Consider the following 23,198-nt stretch of genomic DNA (forward strand, 5'->3'; position numbering starts at 1 on the left):
AGGGCGGGTTAGATGCCCATTTTAAATTATATTTTACCTATGTGTTTTTGTGAAAAATCATATAGGTAAGATAGTAATTTTAAAGGAGTGTGCAAATTGCGTGAAATTAATCATTATCCGAAATCAATAAAGAAAGCAATTAGATATATAAAACAAGAAGCAAACAAGGAACAATTAGCGGAAATCAAGCGGATTATAGAAAGTGCAATAAAAAGGCGGTCATATATACTAGAAAAATTAAAGGATTAATGTGGTAAGAAAGGAGGAGAGAAATTGACGTATCGACAGAGAATTTCATTATTTATTTTTATTGATTCAATTATCGTGCTATCGTGTATCTTTTTTAGCCACTTTTTAGTAGATGCTAGGTTTTCAGTTTTTACATTGTTAACTGTTTTCATTTATATGTCATTTTTAATTAGTCATCATATTTTTGCACACCAATTCAAGCTATATAAAAAAGCTTGGGAATATGCAAGTATTGGCGAACTAGTCATCATTGCAAAGTCCGTTACGGCTACAGTAATATTAGCAGCCATCATGCAATTTGTTTTGAATCATGAGATTTATACTCGTTTTCTTACTGTTACCTGGATGCTCCTCGTGTTATTCATAGGAGGAACAAGATTTTGCTGGAGAATCTATCGTGACACCTATATAAAAAAGAATGATCATCGCAATCGAACACTTATTATAGGAGCGGGTGCAGCAGGCACAATGGTAGTGAGACAAATCAAAAATAACAATGAATCCGAACTCATACCAATTGGATTTATAGACGATAATGTGAAGAAACAAAATCTTGATATATTGGGTATTCCAGTGTTAGGTGGAATTGAAAGTATCGAGGAAGTAGTAAGAGAAAAAAATATTGCAAATATCATTATTGCAATTCCTTCACTAAATAAAAAAGAACTTAATAATATTTTTCAGGAATGTGCAAAAACAAAAGCCAAAACACAAATTCTTCCTATGCTTGAAGACTTAATTACCGGTAAGGTAGCAGTTAATCAGTTCAGAGATGTGCAGGTGGAAGACCTATTAGGAAGGCATCCTGTCGAGCTTGATACGGAGAGTATTTCTGACTATATAACCAATAAGGTGGTTCTTGTGACTGGAGCAGGAGGTTCAATAGGTTCAGAGATTTGTAGACAGGTAGCGAAGTTTAAACCAAAACAGCTTATTTTACTAGGACATGGTGAAAACAGTATTTATACAATCGAGCTTGAATTAAATGAAACCGATCAAGATAAAAAAATAACCATAACAACTGAGATTGCAGATGTTCAAGATAAACAAAAAATGTTGGACGTGATGAGTACCTATCAACCTGATGTTGTTTATCACGCGGCAGCACATAAGCATGTACCACTAATGGAGAGGAATCCGGAAGAAGCCATTAAAAACAACATCATTGGAACAAAAAATGTGGCTGAAGCTGCTGACTGGTGTGGTGTACATACATTTGTAATGGTTTCAACTGATAAAGCAGTTAACCCAACAAGTGTGATGGGAGCGACAAAAAAACTAGCTGAAATGATCGTTCAAAATATGGGGCAAAGAAGTAAAACAAAATTTGTTGCAGTTCGTTTTGGAAATGTGTTAGGTAGTCGTGGGAGTGTTATCCCTCTTTTTAAAAGACAAATTACTAAAGGTGGGCCAGTAACAGTAACCCATCCGGAAATGGTTCGGTATTTCATGACCATTCCAGAAGCATCAAGGTTAGTCATTCAGGCAGGTGCTTTGGCACAAGGTGGAGAAATTTTTGTTCTTGATATGGGGGATCCCGTTAAGATTGTTGATTTAGCGAAAAATTTAATAAAACTATCAGGATATTCTGTTGATGAAATCGGAATAGAGTTCTCAGGAATGAGACCTGGTGAGAAACTGTTTGAAGAACTATTGAAGGACAATGAAGTCCATGACACGCAGGTTTATCCAAATATATATGTAGGAAAAACAGCAGAGCTTTATATAGAAGAAATTGAAAAAATAATTTCAACCTTTAGCAGTTTAACAAAGCAAGAGATCCGGGAGCAGCTAGTAAGCTTGGCAAATAGAACGCCACTCCCTCAAAAACGATTAATGTCCATTCAAGGTTAAAGGAGAGTAAAGAAATGAAGGTAAGAAAAGCAATCATACCAGCTGCTGGTCTAGGAACAAGATTTCTTCCAGCAACAAAAGCAATGCCAAAAGAAATGCTCCCAATTGTCGATAAACCGACAATTCAATATATCATTGAGGAAGCAGTCGAATCAGGAATTGAAGATATCATTATTGTTACAGGAAAAGGAAAACGTGCAATAGAGGATCACTTTGATCACTCATTTGAGCTCGAACAAAACCTTTTCGATAAAGGAAAGTTTGAGCTGTTAGATGAGGTGCAAAAGGCATCAAAACTAGTTGATATTCACTATATCCGTCAAAAAGAACCAAAAGGATTAGGTCATGCAATCTGGTGTGCGCGTAAGTTTATCGGAAATGAACCGTTTGCTGTTTTACTAGGTGACGATATTGTATCAGCAGAAAAACCATGCTTGAAACAGATGATTGAGCAATATGAGCGCTACAATGCATCAATCCTAGGGGTTCAAACAGTTCCAGAAAAAGAGGTTCATCGTTATGGAATTGTCGATGGAAACCAACATGGTGAACGTTTTTATAGTGTGAATCATCTTGTTGAAAAGCCAAGTCAAGAAGATGCACCTTCAAATTTAGCAATCATGGGGCGCTATATTCTAAATCCTAGAATCTTTGAAATCCTTGAAAATCAACAGCCGGGAGCGGGTGGAGAAATTCAATTGACCGATGCAATTGCTGGTTTGAATCAGTTTGAAGCTGTTTATGCATACGACTTTGAGGGAACGCGATATGATGTTGGGGAGAAGTTGGGGTTTATTCAAACAACGCTGGAATTTGCGTTAAAAAGAGAGGACCTAAAAGTAGAGCTTCTCGATTATCTAAAGGATATCATGAATAAAGAGTTGGTGAAATGAATATGAACGAAGGCACAAAAAAGAAGGTGTTATTTGTTGCTACGGTCGATTATCATTTCAAAAGCTTTCATTTACCATATTTAAAATGGTTTAAAGAACAAGGCTGGGAAGTTCATATTGCTGCTAATGGCAATCTTGAACTTCCTTTTGTTTCGAAAAAATACAATATCCCAATCCAGCGATCACCAGTTAATGTTAAAAATATTGGGGTGTTCAAAGAGTTAAAGGCAATAATTAATGAAAATAACTACAATATCATTCATTGTCATACACCAATGGGGGGCGTACTTGGCCGACTAGCTGCACGACAAGCACGAAAAAATGGAACAAAAGTGATTTACACAGCACACGGTTTTCATTTTTGTAAGGGATCCCCACTAGTTAATTGGGTATTATATTATCCAATTGAAAGAATATTAGCTTCAAATACAGACTGTCTTATAACGATAAATTCCGAGGACAATGAGCTTGCCAGAAGACACCATTTTAAAGCAGGATTTATCGATCATGTACATGGGGTAGGGGTAGATCTTGATAAGTACAAACCAGTGGATTCAATTCGACGAAATGTACTGAGGCGTGTAAATGAATACAATCCTAATCATTTCATTATGTTTTATGCGGCGGAATTTAACAAAAACAAAAACCAGAAACTACTCATCCAAGCCTTAGCAAAAATAAAAAAAGACATCCCAAATGCACGGCTTTTATTAGCTGGTGAAGGTCCATTATTACAGGAATGTAAAGATTTATCCTTGGAATTGGGAGTATTTGGTATGGTTCAATTTTTAGGCTTCCGAAACGATATTGAATTATTACTAAAGATGAGTGATATCGCTGTAGCATCTAGCTTACGGGAAGGATTACCGGTAAATGTAATGGAAGCAATGGCCTGTGGATTACCTGTTGTTGCAATTGAAAACAGAGGACATAAAGAACTGGTCTACAACCATGAGAATGGATGGATAGTTGACCAAAATGACATTGAGACATTTTCTGTCAAGCTAAAGGAATTAGGAACGAATGAGTATATTCGAAATAAACTTGGTAAGGCAAGTAGAGCTATAATGGAAAATAAATATGGCGTTGAAAGTGTGCTAGATCAGTTGATTGGGATTTATAGTAGATACATGCAGGAGGATATTGATGAAACCCAAAATCAGTATAATCGTGCCTATTTATAATATGGAAAGGTACCTTGAAAGATGTTTAAACAGTCTTTTATCTCAAACATTTACAGATTTTGATGTAATTGCAGTAGACGATGGGTCAACAGATAGAAGTTTAGAGATTTTAAAAAATTATGCAAAGAAAGATAACCGTATCTCTGTGGTGTCAAAACCAAATGGTGGTGTATCATCGGCGCGAAATAAAGGAATAAGTATAGCAAATGGTCAGTACATAGGATTCGTTGATCCAGATGATTGGGTCGATCGAGATATGTATGAATCTATGTATAGTGTAGCTTCTAAAGAGAATATTGATATAGTAATGTGTTCGTATATGCGGGAGTTTGGAAACCATTCAAAACAAAAGGTCTACAATGTTCCCGAAAAGGTATTGTATTTCGGTGAAGAAGTAAAAGAAAATATAACAAGACGTTTAGTCGGGCCATTACAAGAAGAAATAGCAAATCCAGAATTACTCGACGCATGGGGGACTGTTTGGTCAAAACTATATAAGTCGGAAATCATTAAGGAAAATAATATATGTTTCCAGGATTTAAAAGAAATTGGCAGTAATGAGGATACATTATTTAATATTGAAGCTACCTTTTACGCAAACTCTTTTATTTTTTTAAACAAACCCTTTTATCATTATTGGCGAGCAAATGATACTTCAGTTACAACAGTTTATAAGCCAGAATTACTAAAACAATTTAAAACACTCTATACTAAAATGGAGGCTTTTTTGATTGAGAAAAATACGGATTATATCTTCCACGAGGCATTAAATAATAGAATCTGTCTCAATACATTGGGTATTGGTCTTAATACTGTCAGTAAAGGAAACAAGGAATCTTTTATTGCGAAAAATAAAAATCTGCATTCAATTTTAAATGATTATAAAATTAAACAATCATTCAATTCATTTGACTTAAAGTACTTTTCACCTTTATGGAAGGTATTTTTTTATTTTGCAAAAATACGTTTTACTTTGGGATTTTACTTTATGGTCTCAGCAATCGATATATTACGGAAGGTTGTAAGATAGGAGGATATATTTTTGAAGCCAATTAGAATATTACAAGTAGTTACGATCATGAACCGTGGTGGTTTAGAAACGATGCTAATGAACTATTATCGTCATATTAATCGAGATAAAATACAATTTGATTTTCTGGTCCATCGTGAGGAGGAAGGACATTATGATAAGGAAATTCTAGCGTTAGGTGGACGGATTTATCGAATGCCACAAATTAGGCCAGGAAACTATAGGAAGTATTTTAAACTACTTGATGAATTCTTCTTGCTTCATAATGAGTACAAAATAGTTCATTCCCACATTAATGAAAATAGTAGTTTTGTATTAAAAGCTGCAAAAAAAGCTGGGGTTCCGGGGAGAATCGCACATAGTCATTTGAGTGATTTAGGAATAGACTTAAAACTTCCTTTTCGGCTTTATGCTCGTTTTAATATGAAAGATAATCCAAGTGATTATTTTGCTTGCTCTAAAAATGCCGGAAATTGGCTATTTGGTAAAAAAATACCAAAGAAAATTACTATCTTAAATAATGCAGTAAATGCAAACGAATTTAAATTTGACATAAATGTAAGAAAGAAAGTGAGAAAGGAGTTAAATTTAGAAGACCAAATAATAATAGGACATATAGGAAGATTTAATAAACAAAAAAATCATACTTTTATTATAGATATTTTTCAAGAAATAATTAAAAGAAAACCAAATTCAATACTATTATTAGCTGGCGATGGAAATTTGCGAACATTGATGGAAAAAAAGGTGCAAAAATTAGGATTAAGTAATTCTGTGAGGTTTTTAGGTGTTAGAAATGATATATCAAAACTTATGCAAGCATTCGATGTATTTCTCTTCCCCTCCTTATTTGAAGGTTTACCAGTGGTTTTGATTGAAGCACAAGCTGCTGGTTTAAGGTGTTTTGCCTCAGATTCAATCACCAAAGAGTCAGATATTACAGGTAGAGTTGAGTTTATAAGCTTAGAGGAATCATCTGGAAAATGGGCAGGGAAAATTATCAAAGCAACATATGATCGTGAAGATACGAGAAATAATATAAGTGAAAAAGGATATGACACTTCAACCATGTCTAAATGGTTAACAAATTATTATTTGAATTATGCAAAGTGAAAAATTGGAGGAATAAATCTTGGCTCCTACATTAACAATCTTTACACCAACTTTTAATAGAGCATATACACTTCATTTATGCTATGAAAGTTTAAAAAGGCAAACTTGTAAAGACTTTACATGGTTAATAATTGATGATGGATCGACTGATAATACAAATGAACTTGTTGATAATTGGATTTCTGAAAACTTAGTTCCAATTCGTTATTACTACCAAGAAAACCAAGGAATGCACGGTGCCCATAATACTGCCTATAAATTAATAGATACAGAATTAAATGTATGTATAGATTCCGACGATTATATGCCTGAAGATGCAGTTGCAAAAATTGTTTCTTACTGGAAAAAACATGGTAGTGATAAATATGCCGGTATAGTAGGATTAGATGCTAATAGAAAAGGAGAGATTATTGGGACGAAATTACCAGAATTTATTAATGAATCTACTCTTTCTAATTTATATGGCTTATATAAAGTTCGAGGTGATAAAAAACTGGTTTATCGTTCTAAGTTAACTAAAGAAGCACCACCATACCCGATATTTCCAGGGGAAAAGTATTGTCCATTAAGCTATAAATATATTCTTATAGACCAAAGATTTCCTTTACTTACTTTAAATGAAATACTTTGTCATGTTGAGTACCTAAATGATGGGTCAAGCATGAATATAATACATCAATATAAGAAAAATCCTCGTGGTTTTTCCTTTTTTAGAAAAGTCGCCATGAAAAATGCCCCTACTTATAAGGATAGATTTCGGGAATCTATTCATTATGTTTCGAGTAATATCTTAATTAAAAACTATAAATTTTTAGTTGATTCACCTTGTAAATTTACCACGTTCTTAACTATTCCTTTTGGAATAATGCTATATATCTATATTTTAAATACAAACAAGTCGACAGTGTTAAAGGAAGATTAGAAAACTTTAATTTAAGGCAGAATAAATTTTTTTTAATATGGTTGAATAAGAAAGGATATTCTATAATGGCAGTTTTTTGGATAAACCTTTTCAGTGTTTATATATTATCTTATTTTTCTAGATATTTTTCCAAATCCTCACTTGACCAACCAAATAACATTAAACACAACTTATTACTATTTTCGATTGCGATAATAATATTGATTATAATTTCAGGATTAAGAAATAACGTTGGCGATACATCTGCATATATGCATTCTTATGAGATGAATAAATTTGATTGGAAAAATATTGACTATTCAGGGGATTTCGGATTTCATATTTATCAAATTCTTTTGCAAAAGTTATCTGACGATTCACAGATTCTAGTTTTTTTTACTGCACTATTAACTAATTTATTTATTGGTGTAACATTGTATAAATATTCAAGGTTGATAGATTTAAGTTTGTACGTTTATATTACCTCTGGGATGTTCTTAGTTTCAATGAACGGAATAAGACAATATCTTGCAGCTTCAATAATTTTTCTTTCTACAAAATATATATTAAGCGGTGAATGGTGGAAGTATTTTTTAGTGGTAATCTTCTCAGCAACTATACATAAAAGTGCACTTATTATGATTCCTATTTATTTCATAATTAGAAGGAAAGCATGGACAAAGATTACAATTGTATTACTAATTTCTGCAATTTTTATAGTATTGAGTTTTAACCAATTTACTGAACTTCTTTTTACAGTTATTGAAGATACACAGTATGGACAATATAGTGATTTTGATGGCGAAGGTGCAAATGTACTAAGAGTTTTGGTTAATTCAGCACCATTAATTATTGCTTTTGTTGGGAGAGAAAAACTTAGGCAAATCTTTCCGAATAGTGATTATATAGTAAATTTGTCATTATTAAGTTTGATATTTATGATTGTTGCCACACAAAATTGGATATTCGCCCGATTTGGTATTTATTTTGGAATATATAATTTAATTCTGATGTCTTGGATTATTAAGGTAATTAATAAAAGGGGCCAAAAGTTTATTTATTATGCAATTTTAGTATGCTACTTTATATATTTTTATTTTGAACAAGTGATTGGTTTGGGAATGGTTTATAGAAGTGATTATATTGAATTTTAATACGTTATTTAATGGAAGGTTGAACATATGAAAAAAATAAAAGTATTACATGTATTAGGTGGTTTATGGTGTGGTGGTACTGAAACTTTCGTTATGAGTTTATTTCGTAACATCGATAGAGAAAAGTTTGAATTTATTTTTCTAATTCACGAAGAAGAAAAAGCCCATTATGATGATGAGGTATTAGCATTAGGAGGTAAAATATACAGAATTAAAGGGCGTAAAGAAGTTGGGATTTTAAATTATATAATAACTTTGGTGAAAGTATTGAAAGAAATAAATCCTCATGTTATTCACTCACATGCTATGTTTAATTCTGGAGTTGTAATGTTTGCAGCATATTTGGCTGGAATAAAAAAACGCGTTTCACATGCACACAGTTCAAAAGATGAGGGAGGTAACCAATATGTTCGAATAGCATTCCAAAGTATTATGCGTTTTAATATAAATTTATTTTCTACCGATCATCTTGCGTGTAATGTTAAAGCTGGGGAATTTTTATTCAGGAAAAATGTACCAATAATTAATAATGGTCTAGATTTAGAAAAGTTCACTAGAAAGAATGTTAAACATCTACACTTCATTCGAAATGAACTTTCAATATCAGAAGATATGTATGTGATAGGATTTGTAGGTAGACTTGTAGAGGTAAAAAACCCTGTTTTTATTATAAACATTTTAGAAAAAGTTCTTGAAAACAAAAAGAATTCAATTGTTGTTATTGTTGGAGATGGACCACTTAAAGATGATCTCAAATCATTATTAGAATTAAAAGGCCTTACTAAATTTGTTAAATTTACTGGAAATCGAAGTGATGTTGCAAGTATTATGGATGTTTTTGATGTTTTAGTACTGCCTTCTTTATTTGAAGGGATGCCAATTGTAGCTCTAGAAGCCCAAGCTAAAGGTCTTCCATGTGTTCTTTCTAATAATATTCCTAGAGCTGTAGACCTGGGACTTGATTTAATAAAATTTATACCACTTAATAACGAGGAAAAATGGATTAGTGCCATAACAGAGAATAATCAAAAATTAAATGATTATATAAAAATAAAAGATGCATTTATGAGTAAAGGCTATGATATTCAAAGTGTATCAGCACAAATGTTGAAAATATATGGGATTTTAAATTAATTAAGGGGGATTAATTTGGATAGCTTATCGAGGGTATATTTGTCACCACCTCATATGAGTGGGAAAGAGCAAAAATATATAAAAAATGCTTTTGAAAGTAATTGGATTGCTCCACTAGGTCCAAATGTTGATGCTTTCGAAAATGAGATATCTAATTACTTAGGAGTCAAAGGTGCTGTAGCTGTTAGTTCAGGAACTGCTGCGATACATTTGGCTCTTTCTTTATTAGAAGTTGATTTTGGAGATACAGTTTTTTGTTCAAGCCTAACTTTTGTTGCAAGCGCAAATCCCATTCTTTACCAAAAGGCTCAGCCGGTTTTTATTGATTCAGAACCAGAAACATGGAATATGTCACCTATCGCTCTAGAAAAAGCATTAAAAGATTCCCTATATAATGGTAAGTTACCTAAAGCAGTAATAGTTGTTAACTTATATGGACAAAGTGCCAAAATGGATGACATTTTAGAGATTTGTAATTTTTATGGTGTTCCAGTAATAGAAGATGCTGCTGAATCACTAGGAACAATATATAAAGGGAGAAATAGCGGTACTTTAGGTAAGTTTGGAATTTTGTCATTCAACGGCAATAAAATTATTACAACCTCCGGTGGTGGAATGATAGTTTCAGATGACACGAATTTATTAATGAAAGCACGGTTTCTAGCAACACAAGCAAGAGATAATGCGAGACATTATCAACATAGTATTATGGGCTATAATTACCGAATGAGCAATGTTTTAGCGGGTATTGGAAGGGGGCAACTTGAAGTTTTAGATGATCGAATTAGCAGCAAAAGAAGGATACATGAAAAATACAGTATAGAACTGGGTCATATTAAAGGGCTTGAAATTTTAAAAGAAACAGATAGTACACGTTCTAACTATTGGCTAACAGTATTAACTATTAATGAAGATGAAATGGGTATAAATATTGATACCCTATTAAAGACATTTGATGAAAAAAATATTGAAGTACGCCCTGTTTGGAAACCGTTACATTTGCAACCACTCTTTAGAGGATATAAATATTTTTCGCATGGTACGATTAGTGTTAGCGATAAGTTGTTCAATTCAGGTATATGTCTTCCTTCTGGTTCAAATATGAGCGAAGAAGATCAAGATAGAGTCATTCAAGTTCTTAAACAATCTATGAAAATAAAGGTTTAGATACCCTAAATTGAGGGGGAACAGTATTGTCGTCTAATAATACAAGTATTCCTAAGATAATACACTATTGTTGGTTTGGTGGGAAGGAAAAACCAAGAATAGTAAAAAAGTGTATATCTAGTTGGAAAAAGTATTTAAGTGAGTATGAAATTATTGAATGGAATGAAAGTAATTTTGACTTAAATAGTAATCCGTATGTAAAAGAAGCATACGAATTAAAGAGGTATGCTTTTGTAAGTGATTATGTAAGAGTTTTTGTATTATTCAACTTTGGTGGCATTTACTTAGATACGGATGTTGAAGTATTAAAACCTTTTGATGACTTATTAAATCATGATTCTTTCTGGGGGTTTGAGGAGGGGAATTATATAGCAACCAGTACAATAGGTGCAGTTAAAGGAAATGAAATAATTAGAGCGTTCTTAGAATCATACAAAGAAAAAAAGTTAAAGAATGAAAACGGTGATGAAATTACAAACGTGGCAACTGTAACAGAAATCCTTAAACAACAAGGATTATTAATGAATGGGGAATATCAAGAAATTAAAAACATAGGAGCTTTCTATCCTCAAGAATATTTTTCCCCGTATGACTATATTAATTGTACGAAACGAATTTCAAGAAGTACTTATACAATTCATTATTTTTATAAAAGTTGGCTACCATTTAGTACAAGAATTAAAACCTTAATAAAAAAAATGTTATCAAGTTTAATTGGAGGAAATAATGTTCAAAGGTTAAGGGAAATATTACCGAATAAATATGGAGGTTAATTATATTGAAAATGAATGTGGTCTACTCTACAGATGATAATTATGCACAGCATGTAGGAGTATCACTTATTTCTTTATTTGAAAATAATTTGGAATTTGAACAAATAACAGTTTTTCTAATTGAAAATAATATTACAAATATAAATAAGAAAAAACTAAAGTCAATTTGTATAAGGTACAATAGGGCAATTCATTTTATTAACTTTAATATAATTCTAAATCAACTTAAGCTGAATATTAATAACTCAATTTCCATAAATGCTTACGCAAGATTGTTTTTATCAAGTTTTATAGATTCAAATATTAATAAGATACTATATTTAGATTGTGACTCGATTATAAATGATTCCTTAAGTGATTTGTGGAAATATAATATTAAAAATTATTATGTTGCTGGCGTAGCAGATACAGTAAGTGACTTAACAAAATTTAGTATTAATATGAGTACAGAAAATATTTATATAAATTCTGGGGTACTCTTAATCAATCTAAAAAAGTGGAGAGAAAATAACATTGAACAAAAATTTATAAAATTTATAAGTGACCGCCAAGGTAATGTCTTTCACCATGATCAAGGAGTATTAAACGGGACATTAAAAGAAAAAATTTTAGTACTTCCGCCAAAGTATAATGCAATGACAATATTTTTCACAATGAATAGAAATGAGATTTTCATTTACTATGGAATGAAAGAATATTGTTATAACGTTTCTGAGCTAAAAGAAGCTAAGGATAAACCTGTAATAATTCATTTTACTCCTGCATTTGTTAATAGGCCATGGATAAAAGGTTGTAAACACCCTTTTAATTATTTATACCAAAAATATTTAAAGATGTCACCATGGAAGGAAACTCAATTGCTTAAGGATCAAAGGAAATTAGGAGAAAAAATTGTGGCTTTTATGTTCAATTATTTTCCTTTTAAAGTAGCAAACAATATCACAAACTTTATATTTAAATAAAATTAGTAATATAGGAGAAATATATGAAGAAAAGTGTATTAATCAGTATGTACTCTATGAATATTGGTGGTGCAGAAAGAAGTCTGATAGGATTATTAGAAAGTTTTGATAGTACCTTATTTGACATAGATTTATTTTTATATAGACAAGAAGGAGAGTTCTTAGGATTAGTTCCAAAAAAAATAAATCTCCTGCGTAGTATTACAGAGTACACAACTTTTGAAAGACCAATTAAAGATGTATTAAAAGAAGGTCATTACTATTTAGGGTGTATGAGGATATTGGCTAAAGTCATAGCTAAATATGCTAGTCTAAATAAATCTAACTGTACCTATAAACAAATGCAATATACTTGGGAACTTTCTATGCCAAAACTCCCCAAATTAGAAAAAAAGTATGATTTAGCTATTAGTTTTCTTGGTCCACATAATTTTATCCTTGATAAAGTAGATGCAGATATAAAAATTGGGTGGAATCACACGGATTACTTTACAATTGTAAATCCAGATAGAAAGATTGATGAAAAAATGTGGGGAAAATTAGACTATATTGTAAATGTTTCTAAAGACTGCGAAGATTCGTTTTTAAAAGTTTTTCCTAGTTTAAGACATAAATCAATTGTTATAGAGAATATATTATCAGCGGAGTTTGTAAGAGAGCAATCCAACTATAATATCAAGGATGAAATGCCAGATGATGGAACAATAAAAATTTGTTCAGTTGGAAGATTCAGTGAAGCAAAAGGGTTCGATTTAGCAGTAATTGCTTGTAAAAAATTAGTTGATTTAGGTTATAAACTAAGATGGTATATAGTTGGCTATGGCGGGGATGAAAAATATATAAAGCAATTAATAAAGGATAATGAAATTGGCGAGAACTTCATTTTACTTGGTAAAAAAGTAAACCCATATCCCTATATAAAGGAATGTGATGTCTATTGTCAGCCATCAAGGTACGAAGGCAAGGCAGTAACAGTTAGAGAAGCTCAAATTCTTGGGAAACCTGTAGTTATTACTAGATATCCAACATCAAATAGTCAGGTTTGTGATGGAATAGATGGGATAATAACTTCAATTGGAATAGATGGGATAGTAGAAGGAATAAGGAAAATAATTGATAACAAGGACTTAAGAGAAAAACTTATTTTAAAAACTTTAAATACTGATTATAGCAACAGAGGTGAAATAAATAAAATCTATTCACTTTTAAAAATTATGTTAACTGCCTAGATTCGATAGAATACTAGGTTTTTATGTGTAAATTAATAAAAATTCATTTTCAATTTGGAGGGTTTTATGGAGAATGTATTATTGTTAGATACATCTGTGGGGTCGGATAACAAAGGTGACGACATAATAATGAAATGTGTTAGATATCATCTTTCCGAAATAACCAAAAATGCATATGTTTATACGTTACCAACACACGTATCATCCTTTCACTGGTATCAAGTAGCTCGTGGTTCAAATAAGGTAAAATCTTTTAAGAACTCTAAATACAAATTTGTTGGTGGATCTAATTTACTTACAATGGATATGTTAACCCATTTCCCTCAATGGAATATAAATATATTCAATTATGGACCGCTAGAAGGGAGTATATTAGTTGGGGTTGGGGCAGGACAAGGAAATAAAGTAAATAGATATACTAAAGCACTATATAATAAAGTTCTTTCGCATAAATACTATCATAGTGTTAGAGATGAAAGGACAAAACGCATCTTAGAGGAAATGGGTTTTAGGGCTATTAATACTGGTTGTGCAACATTATGGTCTCTTACGCCAGAATTCTGTAAAGATATTCCCATACAAAAAGCGGAATCGGTTATTTTTACATTAACAAGTAATCCTGAAGGACCACACAAACAAGACCAATTGTTAATAGACATATTAAAGAAGAACTATAAAAACATATATTTTTGGATACAAGGAGATCACGATTTAAATTATTTTAATCAATTTAATAATACAAAAAATATAAAAGTTGTGCCACCCACTATAGAAAATTACGAAAGTATTCTGAATTCAGAAGTAGACTACATTGGTACTAGACTGCACGGGGGAATCTTTGCTATGCGCCATAAAAAAAGGTCTATTATTATTGCAATTGATGAACGAGCCAGAGGAATGAATGAATCTTATAATCTTAATACAATAGAACGAAATGATCTTACTAATCTAGACAAGATGATAAACTCAGAGATTATCACAAATGTAAATGTAAATTACGACAATATTAATAAATGGATAAGTCAATTTAAAATTTAGCCTAATTATATTTTTATTCAAAATATTAAAATACGAGGGAATAACAATGAAAAGACGAATTAACCTTAGTGAAATAATTGTTAATAGAAATAGAATTGATTATTTTTTTAATATAGAAGGAGAGTTACAAAAGTATTTCAAACCAAGGAACCATTTATTTATTGATTACAATTTTGATATTTCTAAAACAAATAAAAGTATTTTGGCTATTCCATTTGTCTCAAATGTAATACCCTTGATATGGATCACTAATTCAAAATTAGAGATAGAATCATTGGATAAAACGTTTTATGAATGTCTTGATAACATAAAAAATGCCTATCAAGAAATGTATCCAAATGTCCTGTTTAAAGGTGAAATAATCGTTCGGAATATTGTGGAAAATGAATTTAAGCCTAAGAAAGAGGCCGCAGTTTTATTTAGTGGTGGCCTTGATGCACTTGCAACTTATTTAAGATATAAAAATTTAAATCCCTTTTTAATAACCGAATATGGATGGCATAATGAAGAGTTAAACGAAAGTGAATCTTGGAATGCAGATAAAAATAATGCTATTAATTTTGGGATTGAAAATAACCTCAAGAATATACTTATACAATCTAACTATGGAACTTTTTTGAATTATGAACAACTTGATCGTGAATTCAATAAGAAATTAGGTGACAGTTGGTGGCACGGCTTACACCACAGCCTTGCGATTATTTCTTCTGCTATTCCTGTTACATATAATTTGAAGGTAAGTTGTATATACATAGCAAGCTCTTTTCATCAAGGATATAAAGCTACATGTGCATCTGATCCAAGTGTAGATAACGAAATCAAGTATGCATCGGGAAGAGTATTTCATGACGCATATGAGCTCACTAGACAAGATAAAGTTAAATTGGTTACTGATTACTTTTCAAATATTAATAAGGATATTAATATTAGAGTTTGTTTCAAAAACGATAATAACTGCTGTAACTGTGAAAAATGTTTAAGAACTATATTAGGTATTGTTGCAGAAGGAAAAAGCCCGTTGGATTTTGGTTTTAATATCCAAGAAAATCTATCAGAGCATGTAAAGTTATTTCTCAAGAAAAATGTAAAATTTTTCACCCCTTCTAAAATAATGGCATGGGATATAGTTAGAAAAAGAATGAATGAAAATTCAGATAAAATCATACAGCGGGATTTATTAGAATGGTTTTTATATTACGATTTTCATGCGGAACGTAAAAAGTCATTGCTAAACTACAGGATAACAAATTTTTTTCCTATACTAGAGAGGAAGTTAAGAGAAAAATTATTCGGAGTTTTTCAACAAAACATTTGAAGGTAAATATATGAGAATAAAAAATTCATTGAATAATATGTTTTTTGGGCTGGTTGGTCAAATTATCAGTTTGGTAATGGGTTTTATTGTAAGAACAATTTTTATTTATAAGCTGGGAATAGAATATTTAGGCATTGATGGACTATTTACTAGTATATTAGTAATGCTTTCGTTAGCTAACTTAGGTTTCGATACCACCATGATCTATAGTTTATATAAACCTTTAGCTGAAAAGGATTATTATAAAATCCAAGCATTAATGAATCTGTATAAAAAAGCATATAGTTTGATAGGATTAATCGTACTAATTATTGGATTAATGTTATTCCCTTTTATTCCCCATTTAATAAATGGTCAGACTACGATAAGTAATATTAATATAATTTACCTTATGTTTCTACTAAATTCAGTTATGTCTTATTACTTTGTATATAAACAATCAATTATAATTGCAGATCAACAAAATTTTATTATCTCAAAAATACACAGTCTTTTCACCATAATTTTAAATTTTTCGGTAATTTTTTTATTATTGATTACCGGTAATTACCTTGTAATACTTTTTACACAAATATCTATAAGAATAATTGAGAATATATATATTGTTAATAAAGCTAACAATTTATACCCCTATATAAGAGAGAAAAATAATGCGAAATTATCCGATGGAGATAAAAAATCATTTTTTGGAAATTTATACGCGCAAATGCTATATAAAATAAGTGCAATAGTCATCGATGGAACTGATAATATCATAATTTCAATTTTTATAGGAATAAGTTCAGTTGGTATATATTCAAATTATTTATTAATTATGGGTACTATTGGAACTTTAATAAGTTATATATTTTATTCTATTACAGCAAGCGTCGGTAATTTAGTGGTTGAAGAAAGTAATGAAAAAAAATACTTTATCTTTCGTGTTATTAATCTTGCTAACTTTTGGATATATGGTTTCATAAGTATAAGCTTACTATTGTTATTTAATCCTTTTATAACCTTATGGTTAGGAGAGTCCTTTACATTTGAACAATATATTGTTATGGCTATTGTTTTAAATTTCTTCACAGCTGGTATGCAAAACGCTTCGACAACATATAGAGAAACAACAGGTTTATTTAAAATTGGAAAATACCGACCTATTTATGCAGCTGTAATAAATATCGCCGTTTCAGTTTTTCTTGTTCAATATATGGGTGTTGCAGGTGTTCTTTTAGGTACAGTAATTAGTAGACTATGTACATATTTTTGGTATGATCCATATGTTATTTTCAAGTATATTTTTCAAAAGTCTGTAAAAGTTTATTTTTTACAATACCTCTTCAATGTTACTACATTAATTGTTTCATTTATCTTAACTAGTTATCTAAGCAATTTCATCACAAATGGAACTTATTGGAATTTAGTAATTCAAGGTCTTTTATGTATATTAATTCCGAATCTACTTTTCTATTTAATTTTTAGAAAGACAAATGAATTCCAGTATCTATTAACTATCTTTATTATGATCTTTAAAAAGGTTATTTCGGTAAAAATTCTAAGAAAAAGAAAATTCACAAAAAAAACTCAGAAGGTACAACTTTAAGTGAATTCAAATCAAATTTAGCTTTTAATGGCTAGTATAAAAATTAAAGTATAACAAATGAAAGAGGTGACGAATAAGTGATAATAATATCTATTGTTGTTATAATTTTCATATCTATTTTTATATTAATTTGGAAAAGAAAGATAAATATCGCTAAATGGTCAATTAAAGTATTTAATTCCGAAAGCTTTATTGCAAGTCCTTTTCAGGACAACAGCATAAATAAACCAACTCTTAAGGCTTCCGATGTAACCGATATAAATGCTGAATTTGTAGCAGATCCATTTATTATTAAAGAGGGTTCAAGGTATTATCTGTTTTTTGAGGTTTTAGAGAAATCAACAAATAAAGGAGTTATAGGATTAGCAACAAGTGAAAATGGAGAAAAATGGAAATACGAAAAAATTGTTCTTAGGGAAACCTTTCATCTATCTTATCCACATGTCTTTAAATTTAATGAAAATTTTTACATGATCCCGGAATCTATAGAAGCTGACCGTATATTACTATATAAAGCTAAAAATTTCCCGCATGAATGGGAAATTGTTCATGAACTATTAAGAGGAAAATATGTAGATCCTACTATTTTTCAATATAAAAACAATTGGTGGATGTTTGCAGGTACAAGTAATAAGTTACATCTTTTTTCTTCTGCTAATTTAGAGGGAAAATGGATAGAACATCCCATGAGTCCAATAATAACTGGAAATAATAATATAACGAGACCGGGGGGGAGAGTAATAATAGAAAATGGCGAAATTTATAGGTATGCTCAAGATGGTCAACCATATTATGGTTTTGCATTAAGGGCATTTAAAATTAAAAAACTTTCAACTTCTTTATATGAAGAAGAGGAAGTTTCAATAAATCTTTATGGTTCTAGCAAGGTTAATGATTGGAGAAAAGATGGTATGCATAGTATTGACCAACTTAAAATTGAAGAAAACAAATGGTTAATTGCAGTAGATGGTCATATATTTAAGGAAGGGAATTATATTATATGGAAAGTAAAAAATATTATAGCAAAATTTAATAATTATAGATTGAAAGCTTTAAAATAAGATTACTATTTTATATTTTCACCTGATTAATTAATAATTACAAAAAAGCTAAAACAATTGAAGGGCTATGTATTAATAATACATAGTCCTTTTTGTGCTGTGCCGGTATGGGCTAACTTGGTGGTGATAGTCCACTACAGGTTTGGCAGTAGGAACTGTTAACTTATGGCAATGTTGTCCCACTGTATACGGAATCGAAAGTTTCGGTGGTGTGAGAGGTAGGCTTATCAATTAATGATTAGCCTACTACTCGATTGAAAATGAATTGGAGGTAACAAACATGAAAATATTAGTTACTGGTGGGGCTGGGTACATAGGAAGTCATACCTGTGTTGAGTTACTAAATGCTGGGTATGAGGTTATTATAGTAGATAATTTATCAAATAGTAAACTAGAATCAATACGAAGAATTAATGAATTAACAGGGAAAGTATGTAAATTTTATAAAGCGGATATTAGAGATAGGGAGTATTTAGAAAAAATATTTTCTGAAAATGAAATTAATGCAGTTATTCATTTTGCAGGACTTAAATCTGTTGGAGAATCTGTTTCCGCACCAATAAAATATTTTCAAAATAACGTAGTAGGTACTTTGAATCTGTGTGAAGTAATGGAGAAATTTGGGGTCAATAAGTTAGTCTTTAGTTCCTCTGCTACCGTTTATGGTGTACAAGAAAGTATACCCTTAACAGAAGAACTACCAATAAAAGCAAATAATCCATACGGAAGAACAAAGCTAATGATTGAGGAAATTCTGCATGATGTATCTAATGCTAACTCAAAATGGGGAATAGCGATTTTACGATACTTTAATCCAGTTGGAGCCCATATAAGTGGGAGGATTGGTGAAGACCCAAATGGTATTCCTAATAATCTTTTGCCTTATATAACAAATGTTGCTTTAGGAAAATTACCTAAATTAAATATATTGGGTAATGATTATAACACTTACGATGGTACAGGTATAAGAGACTATATACATGTTGTAGATTTATCACTTGGACACATTAAAGCTCTTGAAAGTGTAAATCGTAAAACAGGAGTAAACACTTATAATCTTGGAACTGGTACAGGATATAGTGTACTGGATATGGTTCACTATTTTGAAAAAACAACTGGGGTAAATATTCCATATAAAGTTGTTGGACGAAGAGATGGTGATATCGCAGTTAGTATTGCAGACCCATCAAAAGCTGAAAAGGAATTAAACTGGAAAGCAAAAAAAAATATCAAAGAAATGATTTTAGATGCATGGAACTGGCAAATTAACAATCCTAATGGATATTTAATAGAAGAATCATTATCTAATAATATTAAATGAGAATAAGTTGCAATATTGGTTTTAGGTCATTAATATTGAAAATCATGGGAAAAGAAAAAGGAGAAAGAAAATCTATGAATATCTCATATAATATAAACCAAGAGCAATTCAAGAAACTTTTATTAAATTTATATATAAAAGGTCAGGAATCTAACTTGGATGTTAAAGATTTAATAGAAGAAATAAGGAAACATCTTCTTTTATTATCTACAAATAAAAAATAAAAAATGGGTAAATAACTATTGTTTTTATAATTAATGAAAGAAGTGGAACTTATTGAAAAGATTATTTGACTTTATTTTTGCATTAAGTATGTTAATACTTTTTATGCCAATAATTATAATAACAGCCTTATTAATTAAAATCAAACTTGGATCCCCTATACTTTATAAACAGAATCGTCCGGGTTTAAATGGAAAGCCTTTTACAATCTATAAATTTAGAACTATGACAAATGAAAAAGATCAAAATGGAAACTTGTTGTTAGATGACAAAAGATTAACTACTTTAGGTAAATTTATGCGTAAACATAGTTTGGATGAAATGCCACAACTTTTAAATGTACTTAAAGGCGATTTAAGTTTGGTGGGACCTAGGCCATTAAAAATGGAATATTTATCGCTCTATAACTCTTTTCAGAAAAGGCGACATGATGTTAAACCTGGGATTACTGGTTGGGCTCAAATCAATGGAAGGAATGAAATTAGTTGGGAAAAAAGATTTGAATTAGATGTGTGGTACGTTAATAATCGGTCATTTATCTTAGACTTGAAGATCTTATTGATAACAATAATAAAAATAATTAGATCCGAAGGCATAAGTCAAGAAGGTCATGTAACTATGACAGAATTTAAGGGAAATAAGAAAGAAAGTGGAGTTATCTAACAAAATTTTACTAGATATTTCATTTTGTAATTAATCGAAAAAGATGGGTAGGAAAAAATATGGACTTTATGATAAATAACCGAAATAGTAAAAGAGAAAATATATTTGATTTTCTTAGAAGTATATTTATGTTATTTGTTTTTTTACGACATTTTTACCTTACTATACCCGGAAACTATGACTACATGCAGTATCTTAGTCCGTTTGCTGAACTTTTTGTTGGATTGGCTGGTTTTATGGTAGGAATGATTTATTTATATAGAAATAATGATTATTATTTGTTAAAAAGAGGGTTAAAAATATTACTTGTATTCTACATTGTTGCGATACCCTTTACTATTGGAAAATCAATTTTTCTAGATCAATCGAACCAACCAGTTTCCGAAATAATATTAAAAGTAATTTTGATGATGGAAGATCCTACAGCAATAAACATATTGAGGTTTTATGGATTAATTTTTTTAATGTTACCAATAATTCTTTGGTTTTACAGGAAGGTACAAAAAACTACTATTATATCTTCGATATTTATTTTCTTTTTGAGTAGTATTTTGTATTATAGTCAATCAAGCAAAGAGAGCAGCTTCTTTATTTCTCAAACTCTCATGATGTTGGTCCAATGGCAGTTGTTTTTTGTTATAGGAATTAAACTGGGTGACTTATATAAAACAAATGAATTTAAAAAACTTTTACCAAGCATGACGAGAATTTATTTTGTTTTAGCTCCCTTAGCTCTAATAATACATTTAACCTGGTTCAGTGAATCAATTGTTAAATTTCCATACACGTATGGGAAATTACTGAATACGTTCTATTTGGCTCCTATTTATGTATTTATTTTATGTTTTATTTACCAAAAGGCAAAAGGTAGCTATATTGATAAATTCATCAGGGTTGTTGGAAGAAACTCACTTTTTGCGTTTATATTGTCTGAAATAATAAGAATCGGTGTAATTAAATTACCGATTACAATCTTTAGTATACAGCTTTCAGAATTTAGTAGTTTTGTAATCGCTATAATTACTTCATTTATTTTAATTTATGTAATATATCTATACGAATATATTAAAAAGAGTGAACATATTAGTTTGGGAATAAATAAATTTCAAAAACTTATTATAAAAGTTCCAGGAAAGTTCAAGTTAAATAGAACTGCATCTAAATAGTGAATAAAAACAAAATGTTCTTTACAAAGAACAACGTTAGAGTTATTATACATTATAAAGGACGATTTCTTTTAGTAAACTTAAGTTCCAAAATTTTTTTATTATAAAGAGGAGGTGGTTTTATGAAAGTAAAATTTGAAAAACTTTCAATAAAGGGTATTGCCACTGCAATACCACGAAACATATTAGATTTAAAGTCATCATTAAGTTCTTTATACGGAACGGCTGAAGTTAATAGAATAATAGCTAGTACTGGTATTGAACAGATACGAGTTGCAGGTGAAAATCAATGCGCATCAGACTTTTGTGCTACTGCAGCTGAACGGTTATTTTCAATTTTAGAAATAGATCCATTAACCATTGATGGTCTAGTATTTGTTTCACAAACTCCTGATTATAAAATACCTGCTACCAGCACCATTTTACAGCATAAACTGGGTTTACCCACTACTGCTGTAGCCTTTGACATTAATTATGGATGTTCTGGATATGTTTATGGGTTATATCAAGCATCAATGCTTGTAAGTTCTGGTGGTTGTAAAAGAGTCTTAGTCTGTGTTGGTGATGTAACAACTAAATTAGTATATCCAGAAGATCGTTCTGTGAGGATGGTATTTGGTGATGGAGGTAGTGCAACTCTTGTTGAAAGAGGAGAGAACACTTCATATTTCAACCTAAAAACTGATGGTTCTGGTGCTAAGCATTTAATTATTCCTGCAGGTGGAAGTCGCAATCCAATTAGTGATAAAACATCAATTCCATATGAGACTAATGATGGAAATATACGGACTGAAGAAACTGTTCATATGAATGGGATGGAAATAATGAGCTTTGCACTACGGGAAATACCAATAATGGTTGATGAACTATTAGAATATGTGAATTGGAATAAAAATGATGTAGGGATATTTGCACTTCATCAAGCCAATAAATTTATGCTTGAATATCTACGTAGGAAAATGAAATTAGATAAAAGTACAGTTCCTATTGCAGTAGAAACTGTAGGTAATACAGGACCTGCTTCAATACCACTTATGCTTAGTTTAAAAAGCCAGGAACTGCGTGAAGGAAAACAGCTCGATAAAATAGTTTGTTGTGGATTTGGTGTTGGTTTATCTTGGGCAGCGTGTACCCTCGATCTATCTTCAACAGTCATATTAGGGCCAATAGAATGTTAATAATTC

The 23,198-nt window shown here is 30.7% G+C and carries 22 protein-coding genes; all 22 read left to right on the forward strand.

Features of this window, described 5'->3' with window-relative positions; translation table 11 throughout:
* Positions 1–96: 96 nt before the first annotated feature.
* Complete coding sequence (locus tag ABC371_RS14040) at positions 97–249, forward strand: hypothetical protein (protein WP_412897357.1); 153 nt, start codon at positions 97–99, stop codon at positions 247–249.
* 24 nt (positions 250–273) lie between these two features.
* The gene (locus tag ABC371_RS14045) at positions 274–2,103 is read left to right on the forward strand and encodes a polysaccharide biosynthesis protein (RefSeq protein WP_412897358.1); all 1,830 of its coding nucleotides are present in this window, start codon (positions 274–276) and stop codon (positions 2,101–2,103) included.
* A 14-nt stretch (positions 2,104–2,117) separates the two neighbouring features.
* The gene (gene galU, locus ABC371_RS14050) at positions 2,118–2,996 is read left to right on the forward strand and encodes a UTP--glucose-1-phosphate uridylyltransferase GalU (protein WP_412897359.1); all 879 of its coding nucleotides are present in this window, start codon (positions 2,118–2,120) and stop codon (positions 2,994–2,996) included.
* Entirely contained in the window at positions 2,993–4,180 is a 1,188-nt protein-coding gene (locus ABC371_RS14055) for a glycosyltransferase family 4 protein (protein ID WP_412897360.1), read from the forward strand. Before galU ends, ABC371_RS14055 begins: the two co-directional genes overlap by 4 nt.
* Positions 4,143–5,210, forward strand: coding sequence for a glycosyltransferase (locus ABC371_RS14060; protein ID WP_412897361.1), 1,068 nt, complete (start codon positions 4,143–4,145; stop codon positions 5,208–5,210). Before ABC371_RS14055 ends, ABC371_RS14060 begins: the two co-directional genes overlap by 38 nt.
* A gap of 12 nt (positions 5,211–5,222) precedes the next feature.
* Positions 5,223–6,323 carry a glycosyltransferase family 1 protein gene (locus tag ABC371_RS14065; protein ID WP_412897362.1) on the forward strand — a complete coding sequence of 367 codons (1,101 nt, stop codon included), beginning with the start codon at positions 5,223–5,225 and terminating at the stop codon, positions 6,321–6,323.
* Between the two features lie 19 nt (positions 6,324–6,342).
* On the forward strand, positions 6,343–7,245 hold the full coding sequence (locus ABC371_RS14070; protein WP_412897363.1) for a glycosyltransferase family 2 protein: 903 nt from the start codon (positions 6,343–6,345) through the stop codon (positions 7,243–7,245).
* Positions 7,246–7,310: 65 nt separating this feature from the next.
* Complete coding sequence (locus ABC371_RS14075) at positions 7,311–8,378, forward strand: EpsG family protein (RefSeq protein ID WP_412897364.1); 1,068 nt, start codon at positions 7,311–7,313, stop codon at positions 8,376–8,378.
* 27 nt (positions 8,379–8,405) lie between these two features.
* Positions 8,406–9,512, forward strand: coding sequence for a glycosyltransferase family 1 protein (locus tag ABC371_RS14080; protein WP_412897365.1), 1,107 nt, complete (start codon positions 8,406–8,408; stop codon positions 9,510–9,512).
* A gap of 54 nt (positions 9,513–9,566) precedes the next feature.
* Positions 9,567–10,679, forward strand: coding sequence for a DegT/DnrJ/EryC1/StrS family aminotransferase (locus ABC371_RS14085; RefSeq protein WP_412899357.1), 1,113 nt, complete (start codon positions 9,567–9,569; stop codon positions 10,677–10,679).
* A 26-nt stretch (positions 10,680–10,705) separates the two neighbouring features.
* Entirely contained in the window at positions 10,706–11,452 is a 747-nt protein-coding gene (locus tag ABC371_RS14090; protein ID WP_412897366.1) for a glycosyltransferase family 32 protein, read from the forward strand.
* Between the two features lie 11 nt (positions 11,453–11,463).
* Complete coding sequence (locus ABC371_RS14095) at positions 11,464–12,414, forward strand: glycosyltransferase family 8 protein (RefSeq protein WP_412899358.1); 951 nt, start codon at positions 11,464–11,466, stop codon at positions 12,412–12,414.
* 23 nt (positions 12,415–12,437) lie between these two features.
* Positions 12,438–13,643, forward strand: coding sequence for a glycosyltransferase (locus ABC371_RS14100; RefSeq protein WP_412897367.1), 1,206 nt, complete (start codon positions 12,438–12,440; stop codon positions 13,641–13,643).
* Between the two features lie 66 nt (positions 13,644–13,709).
* On the forward strand, positions 13,710–14,681 hold the full coding sequence (locus ABC371_RS14105) for a polysaccharide pyruvyl transferase family protein (protein ID WP_412897368.1): 972 nt from the start codon (positions 13,710–13,712) through the stop codon (positions 14,679–14,681).
* A gap of 46 nt (positions 14,682–14,727) precedes the next feature.
* Entirely contained in the window at positions 14,728–15,996 is a 1,269-nt protein-coding gene (locus ABC371_RS14110; protein WP_412897369.1) for a peptidase, read from the forward strand.
* Between the two features lie 10 nt (positions 15,997–16,006).
* Positions 16,007–17,581, forward strand: coding sequence for a lipopolysaccharide biosynthesis protein (locus tag ABC371_RS14115; RefSeq protein ID WP_412897370.1), 1,575 nt, complete (start codon positions 16,007–16,009; stop codon positions 17,579–17,581).
* 77 nt (positions 17,582–17,658) lie between these two features.
* Positions 17,659–18,642, forward strand: a complete 984-nt coding sequence (locus ABC371_RS14120; protein WP_412897371.1) for a glucosamine inositolphosphorylceramide transferase family protein — start codon at positions 17,659–17,661, stop codon at positions 18,640–18,642.
* Positions 18,643–18,922: 280 nt separating this feature from the next.
* Positions 18,923–19,963, forward strand: a complete 1,041-nt coding sequence (gene galE, locus ABC371_RS14125) for a UDP-glucose 4-epimerase GalE (protein WP_412897372.1) — start codon at positions 18,923–18,925, stop codon at positions 19,961–19,963.
* A gap of 74 nt (positions 19,964–20,037) precedes the next feature.
* On the forward strand, positions 20,038–20,187 hold the full coding sequence (locus ABC371_RS24730; protein WP_488192743.1) for a YwzD family small protein: 150 nt from the start codon (positions 20,038–20,040) through the stop codon (positions 20,185–20,187).
* 52 nt (positions 20,188–20,239) lie between these two features.
* Complete coding sequence (locus ABC371_RS14130; protein WP_412897373.1) at positions 20,240–20,848, forward strand: sugar transferase; 609 nt, start codon at positions 20,240–20,242, stop codon at positions 20,846–20,848.
* A gap of 59 nt (positions 20,849–20,907) precedes the next feature.
* Positions 20,908–22,014, forward strand: coding sequence for an OpgC domain-containing protein (gene opgC / locus ABC371_RS14135; RefSeq protein WP_412897374.1), 1,107 nt, complete (start codon positions 20,908–20,910; stop codon positions 22,012–22,014).
* A 122-nt stretch (positions 22,015–22,136) separates the two neighbouring features.
* Positions 22,137–23,192: a ketoacyl-ACP synthase III gene (locus ABC371_RS14140; RefSeq protein ID WP_412897375.1), complete on the forward strand. Its 1,056-nt coding sequence runs from the start codon at positions 22,137–22,139 to the stop codon at positions 23,190–23,192.
* Positions 23,193–23,198: the final 6 nt, after the last annotated feature.

Source organism: Bacillus jepli (assembly GCF_047238305.1).
In the GTDB taxonomy this organism is placed as follows: Bacteria; Bacillota; Bacilli; order Bacillales; family Bacillaceae_L; genus Ferdinandcohnia.

What these genes read in the sequence shown, in the direction of transcription:
- ABC371_RS14080 (WP_412897365.1), top strand. Translation starts at nt 8,406, where the DNA reads ATGAAAAAAATAAAAGTATTACATGTATTAGGTGGTTTATGGTGTGGT.
- ABC371_RS14075 (WP_412897364.1), top strand. Translation starts at nt 7,311, where the DNA reads ATGGCAGTTTTTTGGATAAACCTTTTCAGTGTTTATATATTATCTTAT.
- ABC371_RS14110 (WP_412897369.1), top strand. Translation starts at nt 14,728, where the DNA reads ATGAAAAGACGAATTAACCTTAGTGAAATAATTGTTAATAGAAATAGA.
- galU (WP_412897359.1), top strand. Translation starts at nt 2,118, where the DNA reads ATGAAGGTAAGAAAAGCAATCATACCAGCTGCTGGTCTAGGAACAAGA.
- ABC371_RS14085 (WP_412899357.1), top strand. Translation starts at nt 9,567, where the DNA reads ATGAGTGGGAAAGAGCAAAAATATATAAAAAATGCTTTTGAAAGTAAT.
- ABC371_RS14105 (WP_412897368.1), top strand. Translation starts at nt 13,710, where the DNA reads ATGGAGAATGTATTATTGTTAGATACATCTGTGGGGTCGGATAACAAA.
- ABC371_RS14115 (WP_412897370.1), top strand. Translation starts at nt 16,007, where the DNA reads ATGAGAATAAAAAATTCATTGAATAATATGTTTTTTGGGCTGGTTGGT.
- ABC371_RS14140 (WP_412897375.1), top strand. Translation starts at nt 22,137, where the DNA reads ATGAAAGTAAAATTTGAAAAACTTTCAATAAAGGGTATTGCCACTGCA.
- ABC371_RS24730 (WP_488192743.1), top strand. Translation starts at nt 20,038, where the DNA reads ATGAATATCTCATATAATATAAACCAAGAGCAATTCAAGAAACTTTTA.
- opgC (WP_412897374.1), top strand. Translation starts at nt 20,908, where the DNA reads ATGGACTTTATGATAAATAACCGAAATAGTAAAAGAGAAAATATATTT.
- ABC371_RS14055 (WP_412897360.1), top strand. Translation starts at nt 2,993, where the DNA reads ATGAATATGAACGAAGGCACAAAAAAGAAGGTGTTATTTGTTGCTACG.
- ABC371_RS14060 (WP_412897361.1), top strand. Translation starts at nt 4,143, where the DNA reads ATGAAACCCAAAATCAGTATAATCGTGCCTATTTATAATATGGAAAGG.
- ABC371_RS14095 (WP_412899358.1), top strand. Translation starts at nt 11,464, where the DNA reads ATGAATGTGGTCTACTCTACAGATGATAATTATGCACAGCATGTAGGA.
- galE (WP_412897372.1), top strand. Translation starts at nt 18,923, where the DNA reads ATGAAAATATTAGTTACTGGTGGGGCTGGGTACATAGGAAGTCATACC.
- ABC371_RS14100 (WP_412897367.1), top strand. Translation starts at nt 12,438, where the DNA reads ATGAAGAAAAGTGTATTAATCAGTATGTACTCTATGAATATTGGTGGT.